This is a genomic window from Gordonia sp. SL306, from assembly GCF_026625785.1.
In the GTDB taxonomy this organism is placed as follows: Bacteria; Actinomycetota; Actinomycetes; order Mycobacteriales; family Mycobacteriaceae; genus Gordonia.
Window position 1 is genome coordinate 2,592,288 of record NZ_CP113063.1, and the last position, 17,306, is coordinate 2,609,593.

The following is a 17,306-nucleotide window of genomic DNA, read 5'->3' on the forward strand; positions in this document are numbered from 1 at the left end:
GCGTAATCTGGTCGTCTAGCCGGCGACGGTGCCGGTGACCAGCAGGTACTCCCAGGCCATCTGTCCGTCGGCGATGTGGTCGTCGGCCAAGGCTGCCATCGCGGCGTCGAGTTCCGCAACCCGTGTCGGATCGTCGCCGATCGCCTTGTAGGTCGCGATGGTCGGTCCGTATGTCGCCTTGAAGAAGTCCCGGAATGCGGCACCGTCGGCGAATCGACTGATCGGGACCGTCTCGGTGGTGGCGGTGACGTCGTGGATGCGATCGCCGAACAGGGTGCGGACATGGTCGGCGTCTCCCCACAGCACACCGGGGCTCGCGCCGGGAGGTGGCGGCGGTGCGTAGGGCTTCATGACGGAGAACAACTGGCCGATGAAGCCGGTGGGCGTCCAGTTGATCAGGCCGATCCGACCACCGGGCCGACAGACCCGGATCAGTTCGTCGGCGCAGCGCTGATGATGCGGCGCGAACATCACGCCGACACACGAGACGGCGACGTCGAAGGTGCCCTGGTCGAATGGCAGGTCCTCGGCGTCGGCAGTGCGCCAGATGATTCCGAGATCGGGTGCCCGAGACTCGCCGATCTCCAGCAGTTCGGGGGTGAGGTCGGTCGCGACGACGTGTGCCCCGGTCCGCGCGGCCGGGATGGCCACATTGCCTGCGCCCGCGGCGATGTCGACCACTCGGTCGTCGGGGCCGATCGCGGCGGCATCGGCGAGGCGCGGGCCCAGCGCCGCGATCACATCGGCGACGGCCGGGTAATCGCCGGACGCCCAGAGTGCGCGGTGCTTGTTCTTCAGCGCCTGGTCGGTGGTGATGTTGTCGATGGACATGGTGTCTCCTCGATCGGAATGAATGACGCAGTCAGCATCGCGCTGCGGCGTCTGTCGATCCAGGCCAGGAAATGAACCGGTGGTGGTACTGAATCTGTACTGGTCATCGTCGCGGTCCGGGTGTGTACTTGATGCACCGAGGGAAGGGGTCCCGATGACCTCCTATGGACAATTCTGCCCGGTCGCCAAGGCGATGGAGCTGCTCGATGAGCGCTGGACGATCCTTGTCGTTCGTGAACTCCTCTTGGGCAGTAGGCATTTCAACGAACTCCGGCGGGGCGTGCCCAAGATGTCGCCTGCGTTGCTGACCAAGCGGCTGCGCGGGCTCGAACGCGCGGGAGTGGTGCGACGATCCGAGGTCGGCGGTCGGTCGGTATACACATTGACCGACAAGGGCGAGGAACTCACCGAGGTGGTGACCGCCCTGAGCGCCTGGGGTACGCGCTGGATCGGGGAGCTCGGCGACGCCGACCTGGACCCGCATCTGTTGATGTGGGACATCCACCGCACCGTGCCCATCGACCGCTGGCCCCGACGGCGCACCATGGTGGAGTTCAACTTTCGCGATGTCATCGGCAAGGAGGGCTCGTGGTGGCTGGTGGTCAGCGACGGCGAGGCCCAGGTCTGCGATTTCAATCCCGGCTATGACGTCGACGCCACCGTCGTCACCGATCTGCGCACCCTCACCGAGGTGTGGCGCGGTGACATCGACTGGCGAACCGGCCTGCGCGACGACCGGATAACGGTTCTGGCGCCGTCGGACGTGCGGCGCGACGTGCCGGACTGGATCGGTCAGAGCATGGCGTCGGCGATCCCGCGTCCCGCCTGACATCCACTCGGATATGGTTGCGGCTCAGAGGTAGTCGCGCCGGCGGAAGCTGAGGTAGAGACCTACCACGATTGCCACGATCAGCACGGTGCTGGTGACGAATCCGATGGTGTGGTCGTAGCCCGGGTACGGCACGTTCTGGCCGTAGAACCCGGTGATCGCCGTCGGTACGGCGATGATCGCGGCCCACGCCGTCAGCTTCTTCATCACCGTGTTGAGCCGTGCGTCCGCGAGTGACAGGTTGGTCTCGAAGATCGTGGTGACCATGTCGCGCAACGACTCCGTCCACTCCGCCGCGCGCAGCGCGTGGTCGTAGAGGTCGGAGAAGTGTGGATCGAGCTCGGGAGGAGCCTTGTTCTCGAATCGCCGACGCTGGATACCTCCGATGACCTCCCGCATCGGCAGGACCACCCGCCGCAGCAGCACCAGATCCTTGCGGAGATCGTAGGTCTGACGCTGGAGTGCGCGACCCGCGACCCGCTCGTCGAAGAGCAGTCCCTCGAGGTCTTCCATCGCGTCGTCGAGTTGCTGGACCGCATCGAAATGACCGTCGACGACGACGTCGAGAAGTCCGTGCAGCAACGCCCCGATCCCGTATTGCTCGCCACCGATGTCGTCCCACCGCTGCACCACCGTGTCGATGTCGAAATCGGCGGTCCGTCGAACGGTGATCAGCGCATTACCTTTGACGAACACCGAGATGCGATGCAGATCAAATGCTTTGGCCTGTTCGGCCGGTGACTTCTGGGCTTCGGGCCGCTGGTCGGTGTCCGCGCCCTTCAGTACGACGGCATAGACCATCAGGAAGGTGTGGTGGGCGTACGCGACGGTCTTGACCCGTTCCGCGGTGGCCGTGGTGTCCTCGATCGCGAAGGGGTCGAGGTCGAGTTCGTCGGCGAGGGTCGCCATCGTCTCGCTGGTGGGGCATTCCAGGTCGGCCCAGACGAGCAGATCGGAATCCTCGAGGCAGTCGGAGACCTTGCTCAGCTCGAATCCGTCGACCTTTTCGCCGTCGCGCCAGATCTGTCCGCGGATTCGTTCCGACATGGCCCGCATTCTGCCACCGGGGCCGGATGGCAGGATCGCAGCATGGCCGCGCGGATCCCATCTCTCACCGGAATCCGGACCGTGGCGGCGCTCTCGGTCTGCCTCACCCACGCCGCTTTCTGGACGGGCCACTACACCGATGACTTCCTCGGCAGACTCATGTCGCGCTTCGAGGTCGGCGTCGCCATCTTCTTCGTGTTGTCCGGATACCTGCTGTTCTCGCCGTGGGTGACCGCGCTCGCCGAGGGGCGCGGCGCACCGTCGGCCGGGCGCTACTTCTGGCACCGGGCGCGACGCATCCTGCCGGCCTACTGGATCACGGTCGTGGTGGTGTATGCCCTCTACCTCTTCTACGAACCCGCCGACGCGTCGCCGACCGGCACCGGGTGGTCCGGCTTCCTGCGCAACATGACGCTCACCCAGGTCTATGGGTTCGGCCACCTGCACTCCGGTCTCACGCAGATGTGGAGTCTGGCCGCGGAGGTGGTCTTCTACCTGGTGCTGCCACCGATCGCGTGGCTCGTCGTATCAGTGGTCTGTCGTCGACGATGGCGTCCGGATCTGCTGATCGTCGGGTTGCTGGCGCTGCTGCTGGTGTCGCCGATCTGGTCGGTGGTGGTCGCCGGCAGCGCCGGGGTCGATGTGACCGCGCGACTGTGGGCACCGGCGTTCTTCGGCTGGTTCGTCGCGGGGATGCTGCTCGCGGTGTGCGTGTACCTGATCCGACGCTGGGATGCGACGGTGTCGGTGGCGATCGCGGTGGGAGCGTTCGTGCTGTCGGCGACCTCGATCGCCGGTGAACCCACCATCACCCCGACCACCGCGTCGGCGACGGTCGTCAAGCACCTGCTCTACCTGGTGATCGCCGTCGGCCTGATCGGCCCGCTGACCGTTCGCGATCAGTCGGACTGGTGGGCCCGGGTGTGCGGGAGTCGTCCGATGGTGTGGCTCGGCGAGATCTCGTACGAGTTCTTCCTCGTGCATGTCGTGGTGCTGGAGATCGTCATGGACGTGCTCGGCTTCGGTGTGTTCAGCGGGTCGATGCCGATCGCGTTCCTCGCCGCGACCGCGGTCAGCATTCCGGTCGCCTGGCTGCTGCACCGCCTCACCGCACCGCTGTGGCGTGCTCGTACGCCCGGGCTGTCCCACAGTCGCGGGTAGCATCGACGGTGACGTCCGGACGGTGACCGGACGGGGAAATCGAGGGACATTCGTATGGTCGACAACCGGCGTCGTGGTCTCCCGGCCACGGGCACGACGAGTGACGAGATCCGGTCGTGGTGCGACCAGTCGCGCCTGCCCGGTGATCGCCCCGAATTGTCCGACACCGCAGCGATTCTCGTCGCCTCCGGTTTCCTGACACCATCCGGCCGGGCCATCCTGGTGCGCCGCATCTCCACGGGCCTGCCGGTGCCGGTGCTCCACAGCGGGTTCGGCGACCTCCGGCGGTTGGGGAGAGCGATCGCGCAGAGCGAGCATCAGCTGGCCAACCCGATGATGCCGAGCGTGGTGGCAGCGGTGATGCGCAATCGAGTGAACGGTCTGCATCGTCGGCGCGACGACGCCCGGAAACTGATCGTGACCGCCAAGGGCGTGTTCGCCGGTGGGACCCGGGCCATCCGCCGCGAGCGCCGCGAGAACGTGTACCTCGAGATCGAGGAGCGCGAACGACTCTTCGCCGGGCTGATGTGCACCCCGACTCCCGACGCGAACACGTCGGGCTACATGCGGCGGGCCGGTACCGCGGCCATGGATCGCCTCGCGGGCGTCGTCGGCCAGGTCGCTGCGAAGTCGGGCTACCCGCAGGCGGGCGAGTGGGCCAACCAGATCCTGGTGCCCGACCAGGAGGGCGCCTCGACGGCACCGCTGGGCACCCCGGGGTCGGTGACCTTTGTCGACGGCTACGAGACCCTGTTGTTCGTCGCGGGACATTTCTACGACCGGATCGTGCGAAATCCCGCCTGGCTGTCCGACCATTTCGAGATCCAGCGCACGCAGGTGAATCTCCATGCCGAGCTGGCGGAGATCGCCGCCGACGTGATCGCGCTGCGCGCCGTGCGGATCGACCTCGATCGCGCCAAGCGCAACGGCGGGTTCGATCGGTCCTTCGCCGAGCACATCGACCGCCGGGAGGCGGCGCTGCGTCCTGTGTGGACCGAACTGATCGACCGGGTTCAGGCGCTCGGCGAGGTGGCCGCCGTCGTGGAATCGGCCGCGGTGGAACTGCGGGTGCTCGCCGAGTACGACCGCGCCAGCACGATCGACGACCGGATCGACGATCTCATCGCGCGTTCGGGTGACCGGGAGATCTCGGTGGACAACGCCAAGCGACTCACCGAACAGGTGCGCAGCGGCGAAGAGCAACTCCGGATCTATCGGGACGTGTTGCAGGGCAACATCGCTCGGATATCCCCGGCGGTACCGCGGGAACTCCCGGCCCGCTACGAGCCGTCCTGAGTCCGGCCCGCGCCCGGTACCGGGGCTTCACCGCGACCAGGACCGCAGGTACTCCTTCTCCGTCGGCGTGAGGCGCCGCAGGGTGTGCGCCTCGATGTCGACGACAGCCATCTGTGTACTCGCGACGCAGGCCGCCTTCGCCGACGGCTCGTCGCCGGACGCGCGGATCTCGTAGCCGATGGTGAAGTCGACCGACCGCGACCCCTTGATCCACATGCCGACCCGTAGCGGTGAGTCGTCGTGGCGCAGCTGACGCTGATAGCGGATCTCGACGTGCACGATCATCGCACTCATGATCAGCGAGGCGTACTCCCCGCTCGCGATATTCGGCCCGCTCGCTTCGCTCCCGGCGCTCGCACTATTCGGCCCGCTCGCTTCGCTCCCGGCGCTCGCACTATTCGGCCCGCTCGCTTCGCTCCCGGCGCTCGCACTATTCGGCCCGCTCGCTTCGCTCCCGGCGCTCGCACTATTCGGCCCGCTCGCTTCGCTCCCGGCGCTCGCACTATTCGGCCCGCTCGCTTCGCTCCCGGCGCTCGCACTATTCGGCCCGCTCGCTTCGCTCCCGGCGCTCGCACTATTCGGCCCGCTCGCTTCGCTCCCGGCGCCGGCCGACAGCAGCCATTCGATGCGCGCCTCCTCCATGAGCGTCACCATGCGGGCATGGTTGATGTGACCGAACGCGTCCATGTCCGACCAGCGAACGCCCACCTCGGCGACGAATGCGAAGCCGCCGGGGCCGAGTCCTGCACCGGTCTCGGCTGCGGTGCCATCGGGGTCGTCGGGGGCCGGAGTCATCGCATCCGCCTTTCGGGAAGTCGTCGAACAGTGGTCGTATCCGCACCGAACCCCGCTTTGGGGTTACGCGAGACGGTTACTCATCAGTACTCTGTCAGGAGGAGGATGCGGTGCCAGGGGGAAACCGCACTATCGATGTTTGCGATGCCCGCGACGACGATGTCGGCGGGTGGATGCAGCCGTGGTGTGTGCAGTGAGGGAGAAGATGCGGAAGTCGAGCCGTTGGGCGGCGGTGGTCGCCTCACTGATGGTCGCTGTGGTCGGTACCTCGGGGGTGGCGCACGCCGACGACCTCAAGGCAGCGCAGATCTCGAAGTCGTCGAAGCTGAGCCCGGAGCGCACCGACATCTGGGTGAATTCACCGGCCATGGGCGGCAAGGTCAAGGTGTCGGTGCTGACCCCTCGCTACGGCAGCGGTCCGCGCTCCACCGTGTACTTGCTCGACGGGGCAGACGCCGGCGAGGACGTCAGTGACTGGATCACCAAGGGCCGGGCGGGCAAGTTCTTCGCCGACAAGAACGTCAACGTTGTCCTGCCCACCGGCGGTGCCGGCAGTTTCTACACCAATTGGGTGCATCGCGACGCCAAGATCGGCAAGCCCCAGTGGGAGACCTTTCTCGCCAAGGAGTTGCCGCCGCTGATCGACGCCAAGTTCGACGGCACCGGCCGCAACGCCGTCATCGGGCTCTCGATGGGTGGCCAGTCGGCCTTCACGCTGGCGTTCCGGCATCCGAGTCTCTACTCGGGGATCGCGTCGCTGAGCGGATGCCCGCCGGTGTCCGGCCCGGTGAACGAGAGCTATGTGCGCACCACCGTCGCGAAGTCCGGTGGTGACGCCACCAACATGTGGGGCCCGTTCGGCTCCGCCAACTGGGACGCGCACGACCCCAGCAGGCACCTCGACAAGCTGCGCGGCAAGAACATCTTCATCTCCGCGGGCTCGGGGGCGGTCGGCCCGCTGGACCTCACCGCGCCCTACGACCCGAAGGACGGCCCACGGTCGGCCGTCACCGCCGCCGGCTCGGCGCTGGAACTCGGTGCATGGCGCTGCTCGCTCGAGTTCGCCGCGACCCTGCGCGCGAACAACGTCCCCTTCACCGACGGATTCCGGGTGATCGGTACCCACAACTGGGTCTACTGGGAGCGGGATCTGCCGGTGGCCTGGCCGACCATCTCGCAGGGCCTCTAGCCGGCCGGGAACATCCGCCTGCGGGTCACGCCTTCTGGCGCCACTGCTCCGCGAAGCGCAGGAAGATGTCGTCCTCGGCGGGATTGGTGACCGTGACCCGGACGCCGTCCTCGGCGAACGGCCGCACCACCACTCCGGCCTCGACGGCTGCCCCGGCGAAATCCATCGTCGCGTCGCCGAGTTCGAGCCAGACGAAATTGGCCTGCGAATCGGGCACGCGATAGCCGAGGTCCCGCAGTCGCCCGGTCACCCGGGTGCGTTCGGACACCACGGCGTCGGTCCGCGCCAGCAACTCGTCCCCGGCCTCGAGGCACGCCAACGCGGCGTGCTGGGCCAGGCTGTTCACCGAGAACGGGACGTGCACCTTGCCGAGTGCGGTGATCACCTCGGGATCGCCGATCGCGTAGCCGACCCGCAGTCCGGCCAGCCCATAGGCCTTGGAGAACGTCCGCAGCACCACCAGGTTGCCGAACTCGCGGCAGAGCTCCACGGCGTCGTAGGCCTGTGTGGGGCCGAGCCGCAGGTATTCGAAATACGCCTCGTCGAGCGCCACGATGATGTCGGAGGGGACAGCGCGCAGGAACTCCCGCAATGCGTCCGCCTCGACGACGGTGCCGGTCGGATTGTTCGGGTTGCAGACGAAGATCAGTCGCGTGCGGTCGGTGATCGCCGCGGCCATCGCCGGGAGGTCGTAGGTGAGATCGGCGGTCAGCGGCACCTGGACCGGGGTCGCGCCCGTCACCCGTGTCGCGAGCGGATACGTCTCGAAGGACCGCCACCCGAACAACACCTCGTCACCGGGCCCACTGGTGATGGTGATCAGGTTCTGGCAGAGGATCACCGAGCCGCAGCCCACCTGCACCTGATCTTCGGTCACCCCGAGGTTCTTCGCCAGGTTGGCGGTCAGCTCGACCATGCCGTTGTCGGGATAGCGGTTCGCCGACCCGGCGGCCGCGACGATCGCGTCGAGGACGCTGGGCAGCGGCCCTTCGGTGACCTCGTTGCTCGCCAGCTTCACGGCGCCGGGAAAGGTCTTGCCGGGCACGTAGACGGGCAGATCGTCGAGGTCTGGACGGATGCGCAGGGTCACCCGTCAAATGTAGGTGCACCGCACGTGAACGGCCAAAATGGTCGCGGTTTGCTTACCGCTGCGACGAGTGTGTAATCTTTCGCTTCGGCAGTTCGAAAGGACTCCGCGAGGAGGCGTGCCAGAGCGGCCGAATGGGACTCACTGCTAATGAGTTGTCTCGCTAACACGGGACCGGAGGTTCAAATCCTCTCGCCTCCGCCGAACCGCAGTCGCGCCGACTGTGGAAAGGCTCTGCTGTCTCCGACAGTGGAGAATGCCTCTGCTGTCTCCGACAGCGGGAGTTACAACTGAAGACCACGCGCCCGTAGCTCAACGGATAGAGCATCTGACTACGGATCAGAAGGTTTGGGGTTCGAATCCCTACGGGCGCACAGAACGAGAACCCCGGCTCCGGCCGGGGTTCTCGCGTTTCAGGGGGCCTCGGCGGTCGTCCGAATCCGCCCGATCCTCGTGACCACCACGCCGAAGAGGATCGCGAGGGGGAACATCACGATCCCGTAGACGGCCGGGGCCACCGACATCTCCGAGCTGTCGAGCACGGTGAGCGTGACGGCGAGCGCGAGGGTCGCGTTGTGCAATCCGATCTCGAACCCGCCTGCGATGCACTGCGCGGCGGACAGACCCGCAAGTCTGGGGACCACGTATCCGATCGTGAGCGACAGGGCACAGAAGATCGCGGTCACCGCGCCGGCCTCGGCGGCGTACTCCAACGCCCGGTCCTCGCCGAGCAGTGCGCCGAGGACCACCACCACGATCAGGACCACCGAGGCGATCCGTACCGGACGGTCGGCGCGGGCGGCGACGGTCGAGGCACGGGCGCGCACGAACATGCCCAGCGCCACCGGGATCAGCACCAGGGCGAAGACCTGGAGCATCTTGGTCGGCTGCACACCGAGGTTGTCGGCGGAATCGAGAAACCAGGCCACCGAGAGATTGACCACGATCGGCAATGTGACGAGCGCGAGGATCGAGTTGAGGGCCGTCAGGGTGATGTTGAGGGCAACGTCTCCGTGGAACAGATGACTGTAGAGGTTCGCGACGGTGCCACCCGGTGCGGCGGCGAGGGTCATCAGGCCGACGGCGAGCAGGGGTTGCAGACCGAAGGCGATCGCGAGGCCGAAGCCGATCAGCGGGAGCAGCACGACCTGGCAGCCGAGGATGATCGCGACCGCGCGGGGATTCTTCGCGACGCGCCCGAAGTCGGCGACCGAGAGCGACAGACCCAGCCCGAACATGATGACGGCCAGGGCGATCGGCAGCCCGACTGTCGCGAACGACGATTCCATCCCGGCCCCCTCGCGTACGCCGATGCGCGCTGTTCCGTGCCCGGTCGCCCCGTGTGCGACTCTGCCATACCGATTGTCGGAAATGGGTGTTCCCGATGGAACCGCCCGCTGCCCGACTCGGGGCACGGCGCAGTAACATCTCCGGGGTGCCGGGCCCATCCACCATCGTCGTGAGTGGAGTCGTCGTCCGTGATGCCCGCGGCCTTTTGCTCACCGTGCGCAAACGCGGGACGCAGCGGTTCATGCTGCCCGGAGGTAAGCCCGAACAGGGTGAATCGGCGGCTGCGGCGGCAGTTCGGGAGTGTGCCGAGGAGATCGGGCTCGGAGTCGACTTGTTTCGATTGCGTGAATGGGGACGGTTTCGGTCGGCAGCCGCCAACGAGGCCGGATGGGACGTGGTGGCAACGATTTTCGAAGCCGATGTGATCGATCAGGAGATCATCCCGACGGCCGAGATCGACGAGATCCGGTGGCTGGACGTCGATGCCGACATCGTGGCCGATGATCTCGCGCCATTGCTTGTCGACCACGTGATTCCGGCGTTGCGTCGTGCCGGTCACGATTCCTGAACAGATAACAGAGTTTTCGCAGCATTCACCGAAAATCGGGCGGTTTCGGTTACCGTGTGCACGCGGGGGGACCTATGCGCGGACCTAGTGAAAGGATCAGCATGACCTCTCCATCGCCTGCGGCGAAACTCGCAGCGGAGTTCTTCGGTACCTTCTGGCTGGTGTTCGGTGGTTGTGGTAGCGCGATTTACGCCGCAAAGCAGATAGCGCAATCCGACGATGGACAGAGCACTTTTCAGGTCGGTATCGGATTCCTCGGTGTTGCACTTGCATTCGGCCTCACCGTGGTGACCATGGCATATGCGGTCGGGCATATCTCGGGTGCGCATTTCAATCCCGCGATCACTCTCGGTGCAGCTGTGGGTGGACGCCTCCCCTGGAAGGAATTGCCCGGATACTGGATTTCCCAGGTTGTCGGCGGCCTGGTCGCCGGTTTGCTGCTGTTCGTCATCGCGAAAGGGCAACCCGGATTCGAAGCCACCGGGAACATGGCCGCAAACGGTTATGGCGAACATTCGCCGAGCAATTACAACCTCACCTCGGTGTTCATCGCGGAAGTCCTTCTGACGGCGTTCTTCCTCATCGTGGTGCTCGGCGCCACCGACGGGCGTGCCCCCGGGGGCTTCGGACCGCTGGCGATCGGCCTGAGCCTCACCCTGATCCACCTCATCTCCATCCCGATCAGCAACACCTCGGTCAACCCGGCCCGGTCGACGGGTGTCGCCTTCTTCAACGGCAACGGGGCGCCCGGGCAGTTGTGGGTGTTCTGGGTCGCGCCACTGATAGGCGGCATCATCGGCGGTCTGCTCTATCCGTTGCTGTTCGAGAACGGGAAGTTCGCGTTCGGCAACCGCGCCGCCGCCGCCGCTGAGCGGACGGACGTCGACCGCACCACGGCATAGCGAACGGGTGGGGCGGCCCGTCCGCGTCGCCCCACCCGACCACATCGCCCGTGGCCTGGGAGAATCCCGGCCATGGAACTGCTCATCCTGGTCCTCGTCGGCGCGATCATCGTCACCGCGATCGCCGATCGCCGGGGGATGCAGCCGGCGCTGATCATCATCGTGATCGCGCTCGCGGTCTCGTTCATCCCCGGAATGCCGCGCGTCGAACTCGATTCGCACATCCTGCTGACGGTGGTGCTGCCGCCGCTGCTGTACTCGGCGGCGCTGGGTTTCTCGTTCCCGAATTTTCTGCGCAAGCTGAAGCCCATCCTGGGGCTCGGCGTCGCGATGGTCGTCATCACGGCGCTGGCGGTGGGGTGGGTGGCCTCGCTGGTCATCCCCGAGTTCACCTTCATGCTGGCCCTGCTGCTGGGCGCGATCGTCGCGCCACCGGATGCGGTGACCGCGGTGGCCATCGGCCGCAAGCTGGGCCTGCCGAAGCGGCTGATGACCATCCTGACCGGCGAGAGTCTGGTCAACGACGCCGCGGCCCTCTCGCTGTTCGCGATCGCCATCTCGCAGATCGCCGACACCCACTCGTTCATCGGGAACCCGCTGGTCCTGTTCGGTTACAACGCGATACTCGGGCCGATCGTCGGCGCCGTTCTCGGCATACTGACGCTGTGGATCCGCCGGCACCTGCAGAATCCGGCGCTCGAGACGGTGCAGGGTTTCGTGGTGCCGTTCGCCGCGTTCCTGGCGGCCGAGCACCTGCACGCGTCGGGCGTGCTGGCCGTCGTGATCGCCGGTTTCGTGGTGGGCTCCGGCTCGGTTCATGCGGGCTATCAGACCCGGTTGCAGGAGCGGTATGTGTGGAACTCGGTGGACGTGCTGCTCGAGGCCTTCGTGTTCGCCTACATCGGGCTCCAGATGCGATTCATCATCACCGACCTCCGCGACGCGCGGGAGTCGTTGGTGCACATCGCGATGGCGTCGTTGCTGGTGCTGGTGGTGGTCCTGGCGATCCGTCCCATCTGCGTGTTCGCGATGTTCGGCCGAGGTGCGCTGAGTCGTCGGATCGACAGTGCCGTCAACGTCGAGGTACCTGCCAACCCGCGTCGCTCGGTCCGGCGCACGCGTGATCCGGACCGACCGCCCGGGCGCCGTCGACGATGGTCCGAGCGGATCGATCACCGTCCGCTGACCTGGCAGGAGTCCACCGTCGTCGCGTGGACCGGGATGCGTGGCGTGGTCACCCTGGCGGCCGCCTCGGGTATCCCGGTCACCGTCGCCTCGGGTGAGCCGTTCCCGGAGCGATCGGCGATCCAGGCGATCGCCTTCGTCGTCGCCGTCGGGACCATCCTGATCCAGGGGGCGACGCTGCCGTGGATCATCGCGCGACTACACCTCCGCAACGAGGACGAGGAACGCTACGACCACGACCAGACCGTGCGGACGGAGGAGGTGGTGCACGCCGCCGCCGATCAGGTCATCACGGATTTCGTCGACAGCCCGCCCGGTGGACTCGATGCAGCGACCGTCGCCTTCATCATGGAGACGGTGGCCCGCCAGTCCCGCGACGCCGAGGAGATGCCCGACCCGGAAGCGCACACCGCCCGCAACGACGCCTTCGCCACGCTCTATCGCTCGGTGCTGAACGCGCAGCGGGAGGCGCTGGTCGCCGACCGCGACGCCGGCAATCTCGAGGACGAAGCCGTCCGCGCGATGCTGGAACGCCTCGACCTGCAGGAAGCCGGTCTGTCGGCGCGTCTGGAGAGCCGCCTGTAGATCTCGCGGCAGACGCCGTCACGCGGTCGTCGTACTGTCGAAGGTGCGGGTGCGCGCACCCGCTTCCGGCGAGAGTCGGAGTGGGCGACGCGACGGAACGGGAGGCGAGGATGGGACAACCCAGCGGGCCGCCGCCGCGTGCGGGTGACCGCCCGCCGCCCGACGATCTCTACCGGATCCCGCTCTACCCCCATCTCTACCCGCCGCTCGGTTATGCACCGGACGGGCGACCGATCTTCGTGCCCGGTGAGCCGGAACGGCCGTCGGCGCCCCCCGACGGCACGTCGAACGGCCCCGACTCCGGTATCCCGGCCACCGACGCCCCGACCCCCGCTGCGGGCGCCCGGTCCTCCGATCGCCGTCTCGTCGGTGTGCTGGCGATCGTCGCGGTGGCGGCGCTCGGGCTCTTGGCCATGACAGTGGGCCGCGCCGCGCTGCGCGACGACCCTCAGCCCGCGGCGGACCAGCAACTCCCCGTGGTCATCACACAACTTCCCACCGAGCTGCCCACGCAGATGCCCACCGCTCCACCTGGTGGAAACCCCGACGAGGTACCCGGAGACCCGAACTCGCCTGCATCGCCGGTCGGCAAGGAGATCGTCTACGAGGTGACCGCGTCGAGCCCGACCACGATCCTCTACGTCGACGCCGATGGGCTGCGTACGACGATCGGCGCACCGACCACCTGGACGGTCCGTTTCACCGGGACGGGCAATCCGCTGCGGGTCCTGGTCCTCGCCGGAGACGGCGACGCGCAGTGCCTGATCAAGGTCGGCGGCCGGCCGGTGGCCGCGGATCGCATCACCGCGCAGTCGCCCCGCCGAACTGTTTCCTGCCGTGCCTGAGTGACCGACGTCACCGGTCGACGTCCCCATCGCGCGCATCGACTGTGTGCCGAGGCACTCGGGTCGCTACCGTAGATCTGTGAGTTCTTCCCAGACAGCCTCAGACGGCACCACTCCACCGGACGTCATCACGCCGTCGGCCGATCTCAAGACGGTGATCACGTGGCGCGGCGAGTCCTCTGACCGGCTCGAACAGGTGCGCCTGCACGTGACCGGCGCGCGCATCAAGGCGTACGGCCGGATCATCGCAGCCGCCTCGGACGAGCACGAGGCGTTCTCGGCATCGTATGAACTCGTCACCAACGACAGCGGCGTGACCAGGCGTCTGTCGGTTCACCTGCTCCGTGCGAGTGGCGAAACACAACTGGGCATCACCCGTGACGGACAGAACAACTGGCTCGTGCAGACGCCCGAGGGCACCATCAGCAGCGACTTCAACGGTGCCGAGGATGTCGATCTGGCGCTGTCACCGATGTTCAACGCCCTGCCGATCCGTCGTCACGGGTTGCACAACGGCACCGGCGAGATCGACGTGCCGGTTGCCTACCTCTATCTACCGGCAGGCACGGTCGAACCCGCCACGCTGCACTACACCGCGAGCAAGGACTCCATCGCGGTGGTCTCGCCCGTCGTCACCTCGACGTTGACCGTCGACGACAACGGATTCGTGGTGGATTACGCCGGGCTGGCCACCCGGGTCTGAATCACCCGACCCAGACCTTCGCCTGGTGCGCCTGTCGGCGCAGTTCCTGCGCCCAGCCGGGCTCGCCGACCGTGACGCCGGTGATCGGTGCCGGTGCCGCGCCGGCGATCGCCTCGTAGGCGGATCGCGCGCGGTGGCCGTCGTCGACGACGATCTCGACGGTGCCCTTGTCCCGCAGCTCGTCCCGTGCCGCGATCAAACGGTCGATGGTCTCGCTCAGCACGTTCAGCAGGGCGATGCCGTTGGCCTCCAACATGGCTCGCTGCAGCGCTGGTGCGCTGCCCGCCACCCGCGTGCCGTCGCGGAAGCTGCCGGCCGCCAGGCGCAGCGCCAGATCACTTTCCCCCGCCCCGACCGCGGCGGTGACCGCGGCGGTCAGATGCGGCAGATGGGAGATCGCGGCGACCGCGCGATCGTGTGCCCCGGCGGCCGCCGGCACCACGAATGCGCCGGCTGACCGAGCGATGGCGGCCACCGCCAGCCAGTCGTCGGGGTCGGTGTGGTCTTCGGTGGTCACCATCCACATCGCATCGCGGAACAACTCGGGATCTGTTGCGATCCAACCGGATTGGCTGGTGCCCGCCATCGGGTGACCGCCCACGTGACGCACGCCGGGAGCCAGTCGCGCCACCGACTCGGCGACGGCCTGCTTGACGCTGATGACGTCGGTGAGCAGACAGTTCGCGGCGTACTCGGCGATGGCAGGCAGTAGGTCGTCGATGGTGGTCACCGGCGTCGCCAGCACCACGATCGCGTCGTCGGCGGAGGCCTGCCGCAGCGTCGCGGCGAGGTCGGTGGAGGCGCGATAGCCGGCCGCCGTCGCGGCGGACACGGTCTCACCGGACCGGTTGTAACCGTAAGCCGATCGACCAGCGTCGTGCAGTGTGCGCAGCAGTGAACCGCCGATGAGTCCGAGTCCGAGCACACAGACCGGGGGACCGGTGGACGGGTCGGGGTGGGTCGACGCGGCAGTCACCCGTTCAGATTCCCATATGGCCTGATCCGGTGAACAGCGAGCCGGGGACCGAGACTTGGGTGACCCGCGGATTACGGCTACGGTGACCTGCATGGCAGGTGCCGGCGCAGGTGTATCGGGTGGTTCGAACAAGCAGGACGTCACCGACGAGATCGAGGGTTTCGCGGTGGCGGTGGTACGCGACGACGGTGCGTGGAAGGTGAGTGCGCTCAAGCCGTCGGCGTTGCTGACCCTCGACGACGCCGAACGCCAGCTCCGTGAGCTGCGCGCCGCAGGTGCGGTGTTCGGTCTGCTCGACGTCGACGACGAGTTCTTCATCGTGGTGCGGCCCGGGCCGTCGGGCGCACAGCTGCTGATCTCGGACGCCACGGCGGGCATCGATTACGACGTCGCGGCCGACGCCCTCGACGCCATGAACATCGACGTCCCGGATCTCGATCCCGACGAGCTCGACGACATCGACCCCTGGGAAGAGGGCGATCTGGGCATCCTGGCCGATCTGGGGCTGCCGGATGCCGTGATGAGCGTGATCGTCGGGGACACCGACCTCTACGCGGACGAGCAGCTCGGCATGATCGCCGCGCGACTCGGATTCGCCGACGAGCTGTCCAAGGTGCTCGACTCGCTGGGGCATTGACACCTGCCGACGTAGGACCTCCGCGCGCGCTGTGGGAGACCATGATGCGTTCGGCGCTGGCTGCCGCCCGCGACGGCGGGAACGACGACGTGCCGATCGGCGCAGTCGTCTTCGACCCCGATGGCATCGAGCTCGCGCGCGCCGCGAATCGGCGCGAGGCGGACGGCGACCCGACCGCGCATGCCGAGATCCTCGCATTGCGTGCGGCCGCACAGCGTTTCGGTGATGGGTGGCGGTTGCCCGGCTGCACCATCGTGGTGACCGTCGAGCCGTGCACGATGTGCGCCGGGGCGATCACGCTGGCCCGGGTGGGTGCGCTCCTCTTCGGCGCGTGGGAGCCCAAGACGGGCGCTGTGGGCTCGCTCTGGGATGTGGTCCGCGATCCGCGGCTGTCTCACCGGCCACAGGTCGTCGGCGGCATCCTCGAGCCGGACTGTCAGGCCCTGATGATCGATTTCTTCACCGCGCGCCGGACGGACTGACCCCGGGGCGGCTGCGGGGTCAGAATCAGGGTGGAAATCAGGGTTCGCCTGCGACGATGCTCTGGCAGATTGGACATATGGGCGCGACACCCGCCGCGTTCGGAGAATCCATAGGAGACTGACATGTCCGATCCCAGCGACAAGGTCAACGAGGCACTCGAGACCGTCAAGGGCAAAATCAACGATTTCGCCGAGAGCGGCAAGGTCCAGGACGCGGTCGGTACGGCCAAGGACAAGATCAACGAGTTCGCGGCGAGCGACACCGTGCAGGGAGCTGTCGGCACTGCCAAGGAGAAGCTCGGTGAGTTCGCCGAGAACGAGAAGGTCCAGGACGCCCTCTCGACCGCCAAAGACAAGTTCGACGAGATCAAAACCAAGATCACGGATCGCTGACGAGGCTTTGACCAGCAGACCTGGCCCGTCCGGGCCATCCGTGGCACGGTGGGAAGTGCCTTGCAACCGGTGACAACCATGTCCCGGTCACATCAACGAGGAGGCAGTTCATGGGAGTTGCAGACGACGCCAAGAACAAGGCCGAAGAGTTGAAGGGTCGCGGTAAAGAAGCTGCCGGCGACCTCACCGACAATAAAGATCTCAAGGACGAAGGCCGCGGCGACCAAGGTGTCGCGCAAGGCAAGCAGAAGGTCACCGAGGCCGCTGACAAGGTCAAGGGCAAGGTCGATGACGTCAAGGACAAGCTGACCGGGAATTAGCGCACCCGTTCCCCGCTCTGACCAGCCAATTTAGGGCTGAGCGCGTCCTGCGGTACAGTCTTCCGCGGTGGCGTGTCCGAGCGGCCGAAGGTGCAGCACTCGAAATGCTGTGTGCGGTAACCCCGTACCGAGGGTTCAAATCCCTCCGCCACCGCAGCGAACGGCCCCTCATCTGACCAGATGAG

18 protein-coding genes, 3 tRNA genes and 2 pseudogenes are annotated in these 17,306 nt (G+C 66.9%); 16 read left to right on the top strand and 7 right to left on the bottom strand.

The genetic code is table 11. From position 1 onward, the window contains the following. Positions 1 to 15: 15 nt before the first annotated feature. Positions 16 to 831: a class I SAM-dependent methyltransferase gene (locus OVA31_RS11805; RefSeq protein WP_267631263.1), complete on the bottom strand. Its 816-nt coding sequence runs from the start codon at positions 829 to 831 to the stop codon at positions 16 to 18. Between the two features lie 154 nt (positions 832 to 985). Here OVA31_RS11805 and OVA31_RS11810 point away from each other — a divergent pair, with 154 nt between their 5' ends. Next, positions 986 to 1,660 carry a winged helix-turn-helix transcriptional regulator gene (locus tag OVA31_RS11810; protein ID WP_267631264.1) on the top strand — a complete coding sequence of 225 codons (675 nt, stop codon included), beginning with the start codon at positions 986 to 988 and terminating at the stop codon, positions 1,658 to 1,660. Positions 1,661 to 1,684: 24 nt separating this feature from the next. Here OVA31_RS11810 and OVA31_RS11815 read toward each other — a convergent pair whose 3' ends face one another. After that, positions 1,685 to 2,707 (bottom strand): magnesium transporter CorA family protein, encoded by a 1,023-nt coding sequence (locus OVA31_RS11815; protein WP_267631265.1) that lies wholly within the window; start codon positions 2,705 to 2,707, stop codon positions 1,685 to 1,687. 42 nt (positions 2,708 to 2,749) lie between these two features. Here OVA31_RS11815 and OVA31_RS11820 point away from each other — a divergent pair, with 42 nt between their 5' ends. After that, positions 2,750 to 3,868, top strand: coding sequence for an acyltransferase family protein (locus OVA31_RS11820; RefSeq protein ID WP_267631266.1), 1,119 nt, complete (start codon positions 2,750 to 2,752; stop codon positions 3,866 to 3,868). Positions 3,869 to 3,922: 54 nt separating this feature from the next. Beyond that, positions 3,923 to 5,164, top strand: a complete 1,242-nt coding sequence (locus tag OVA31_RS11825; protein WP_267631267.1) for a hypothetical protein — start codon at positions 3,923 to 3,925, stop codon at positions 5,162 to 5,164. 27 nt (positions 5,165 to 5,191) lie between these two features. Here the strand turns inward: OVA31_RS11825 and OVA31_RS24685 are convergent. Both OVA31_RS24685 and OVA31_RS24690 read right to left on the bottom strand, forming a co-directional pair. Continuing rightward, positions 5,192 to 5,485, bottom strand: a pseudogene (locus tag OVA31_RS24685) (acyl-CoA thioesterase); the annotation flags it as partial. A gap of 282 nt (positions 5,486 to 5,767) precedes the next feature. Further along, positions 5,768 to 5,959: pseudogene (locus OVA31_RS24690) on the bottom strand (acyl-CoA thioesterase); the annotation flags it as partial. 205 nt (positions 5,960 to 6,164) lie between these two features. Between OVA31_RS24690 and OVA31_RS11835 the strand changes: the two are divergent. Then, positions 6,165 to 7,148: an alpha/beta hydrolase gene (locus OVA31_RS11835; RefSeq protein ID WP_420714175.1), complete on the top strand. Its 984-nt coding sequence runs from the start codon at positions 6,165 to 6,167 to the stop codon at positions 7,146 to 7,148. Between the two features lie 25 nt (positions 7,149 to 7,173). Here the strand turns inward: OVA31_RS11835 and hisC are convergent, their stop codons facing one another. Next, on the bottom strand, positions 7,174 to 8,238 hold the full coding sequence (gene hisC / locus OVA31_RS11840) for a histidinol-phosphate transaminase (RefSeq protein ID WP_267631269.1): 1,065 nt from the start codon (positions 8,236 to 8,238) through the stop codon (positions 7,174 to 7,176). A 109-nt stretch (positions 8,239 to 8,347) separates the two neighbouring features. On the opposite strand from hisC, the gene OVA31_RS11845 reads away from it, so the two are divergent. Further along, positions 8,348 to 8,436 (top strand) — tRNA-Ser (locus tag OVA31_RS11845). Positions 8,437 to 8,536: 100 nt separating this feature from the next. Next, a tRNA-Arg gene (locus tag OVA31_RS11850) sits at positions 8,537 to 8,609 on the top strand. 39 nt (positions 8,610 to 8,648) lie between these two features. On the opposite strand, the gene OVA31_RS11855 is transcribed toward OVA31_RS11850, so the two are convergent. Continuing rightward, positions 8,649 to 9,524: a bile acid:sodium symporter family protein gene (locus OVA31_RS11855; protein ID WP_267631270.1), complete on the bottom strand. Its 876-nt coding sequence runs from the start codon at positions 9,522 to 9,524 to the stop codon at positions 8,649 to 8,651. A gap of 146 nt (positions 9,525 to 9,670) precedes the next feature. On the opposite strand from OVA31_RS11855, the gene OVA31_RS11860 reads away from it, so the two are divergent. From OVA31_RS11860 to OVA31_RS11880, 5 genes are all read left to right on the top strand, one after another. Next, entirely contained in the window at positions 9,671 to 10,093 is a 423-nt protein-coding gene (locus OVA31_RS11860; protein WP_267631271.1) for an NUDIX hydrolase, read from the top strand. A gap of 101 nt (positions 10,094 to 10,194) precedes the next feature. Then, positions 10,195 to 10,995, top strand: a complete 801-nt coding sequence (gene aqpZ, locus OVA31_RS11865; RefSeq protein WP_267631272.1) for an aquaporin Z — start codon at positions 10,195 to 10,197, stop codon at positions 10,993 to 10,995. Between the two features lie 72 nt (positions 10,996 to 11,067). Beyond that, a complete protein-coding gene (locus OVA31_RS11870; RefSeq protein WP_267631273.1) occupies positions 11,068 to 12,765 on the top strand; it encodes a cation:proton antiporter in 1,698 nt (565 codons plus the stop codon). Between the two features lie 110 nt (positions 12,766 to 12,875). Further along, entirely contained in the window at positions 12,876 to 13,610 is a 735-nt protein-coding gene (locus OVA31_RS11875) for a hypothetical protein (RefSeq protein WP_267631274.1), read from the top strand. Between the two features lie 79 nt (positions 13,611 to 13,689). Further along, the gene (locus tag OVA31_RS11880) at positions 13,690 to 14,313 is read left to right on the top strand and encodes a putative glycolipid-binding domain-containing protein (protein WP_420714176.1); all 624 of its coding nucleotides are present in this window, start codon (positions 13,690 to 13,692) and stop codon (positions 14,311 to 14,313) included. Between the two features lies 1 nt (position 14,314). Here OVA31_RS11880 and OVA31_RS11885 read toward each other — a convergent pair whose 3' ends face one another. Next, a complete protein-coding gene (locus OVA31_RS11885) occupies positions 14,315 to 15,289 on the bottom strand; it encodes a prephenate dehydrogenase (protein WP_267631275.1) in 975 nt (324 codons plus the stop codon). 91 nt (positions 15,290 to 15,380) lie between these two features. Here OVA31_RS11885 and OVA31_RS11890 point away from each other — a divergent pair, with 91 nt between their 5' ends. The 5 genes from OVA31_RS11890 to OVA31_RS11910 all read left to right on the top strand — a co-directional run bounded on the left by OVA31_RS11890 (position 15,381) and on the right by OVA31_RS11910 (position 17,275). Then, positions 15,381 to 15,926 carry a tRNA adenosine deaminase-associated protein gene (locus tag OVA31_RS11890; RefSeq protein WP_267631276.1) on the top strand — a complete coding sequence of 182 codons (546 nt, stop codon included), beginning with the start codon at positions 15,381 to 15,383 and terminating at the stop codon, positions 15,924 to 15,926. A gap of 41 nt (positions 15,927 to 15,967) precedes the next feature. Beyond that, positions 15,968 to 16,408 carry a nucleoside deaminase gene (locus tag OVA31_RS11895; protein WP_267631277.1) on the top strand — a complete coding sequence of 147 codons (441 nt, stop codon included), beginning with the start codon at positions 15,968 to 15,970 and terminating at the stop codon, positions 16,406 to 16,408. A gap of 123 nt (positions 16,409 to 16,531) precedes the next feature. Further along, positions 16,532 to 16,801 (top strand): hypothetical protein, encoded by a 270-nt coding sequence (locus OVA31_RS11900; RefSeq protein ID WP_267631278.1) that lies wholly within the window; start codon positions 16,532 to 16,534, stop codon positions 16,799 to 16,801. 110 nt (positions 16,802 to 16,911) lie between these two features. Beyond that, the gene (locus OVA31_RS11905) at positions 16,912 to 17,121 is read left to right on the top strand and encodes a CsbD family protein (protein WP_267631279.1); all 210 of its coding nucleotides are present in this window, start codon (positions 16,912 to 16,914) and stop codon (positions 17,119 to 17,121) included. Between the two features lie 66 nt (positions 17,122 to 17,187). Next, positions 17,188 to 17,275: transfer RNA gene (locus OVA31_RS11910), tRNA-Ser, on the top strand. Positions 17,276 to 17,306: the final 31 nt, after the last annotated feature.

What these genes read in the sequence shown, in the direction of transcription:
- OVA31_RS11805 (WP_267631263.1), bottom strand. Translation starts at nt 831, where the DNA reads ATGTCCATCGACAACATCACCACCGACCAGGCGCTGAAGAACAAGCAC.
- OVA31_RS11810 (WP_267631264.1), top strand. Translation starts at nt 986, where the DNA reads ATGACCTCCTATGGACAATTCTGCCCGGTCGCCAAGGCGATGGAGCTG.
- OVA31_RS11815 (WP_267631265.1), bottom strand. Translation starts at nt 2,707, where the DNA reads ATGTCGGAACGAATCCGCGGACAGATCTGGCGCGACGGCGAAAAGGTC.
- OVA31_RS11820 (WP_267631266.1), top strand. Translation starts at nt 2,750, where the DNA reads ATGGCCGCGCGGATCCCATCTCTCACCGGAATCCGGACCGTGGCGGCG.
- OVA31_RS11825 (WP_267631267.1), top strand. Translation starts at nt 3,923, where the DNA reads ATGGTCGACAACCGGCGTCGTGGTCTCCCGGCCACGGGCACGACGAGT.
- OVA31_RS11835 (WP_420714175.1), top strand. Translation starts at nt 6,165, where the DNA reads ATGCGGAAGTCGAGCCGTTGGGCGGCGGTGGTCGCCTCACTGATGGTC.
- OVA31_RS11855 (WP_267631270.1), bottom strand. Translation starts at nt 9,524, where the DNA reads ATGGAATCGTCGTTCGCGACAGTCGGGCTGCCGATCGCCCTGGCCGTC.
- aqpZ (WP_267631272.1), top strand. Translation starts at nt 10,195, where the DNA reads ATGACCTCTCCATCGCCTGCGGCGAAACTCGCAGCGGAGTTCTTCGGT.
- OVA31_RS11870 (WP_267631273.1), top strand. Translation starts at nt 11,068, where the DNA reads ATGGAACTGCTCATCCTGGTCCTCGTCGGCGCGATCATCGTCACCGCG.
- OVA31_RS11875 (WP_267631274.1), top strand. Translation starts at nt 12,876, where the DNA reads ATGGGACAACCCAGCGGGCCGCCGCCGCGTGCGGGTGACCGCCCGCCG.
- OVA31_RS11890 (WP_267631276.1), top strand. Translation starts at nt 15,381, where the DNA reads ATGGCAGGTGCCGGCGCAGGTGTATCGGGTGGTTCGAACAAGCAGGAC.
- OVA31_RS11895 (WP_267631277.1), top strand. Translation starts at nt 15,968, where the DNA reads ATGATGCGTTCGGCGCTGGCTGCCGCCCGCGACGGCGGGAACGACGAC.
- OVA31_RS11900 (WP_267631278.1), top strand. Translation starts at nt 16,532, where the DNA reads ATGTCCGATCCCAGCGACAAGGTCAACGAGGCACTCGAGACCGTCAAG.
- OVA31_RS11905 (WP_267631279.1), top strand. Translation starts at nt 16,912, where the DNA reads ATGGGAGTTGCAGACGACGCCAAGAACAAGGCCGAAGAGTTGAAGGGT.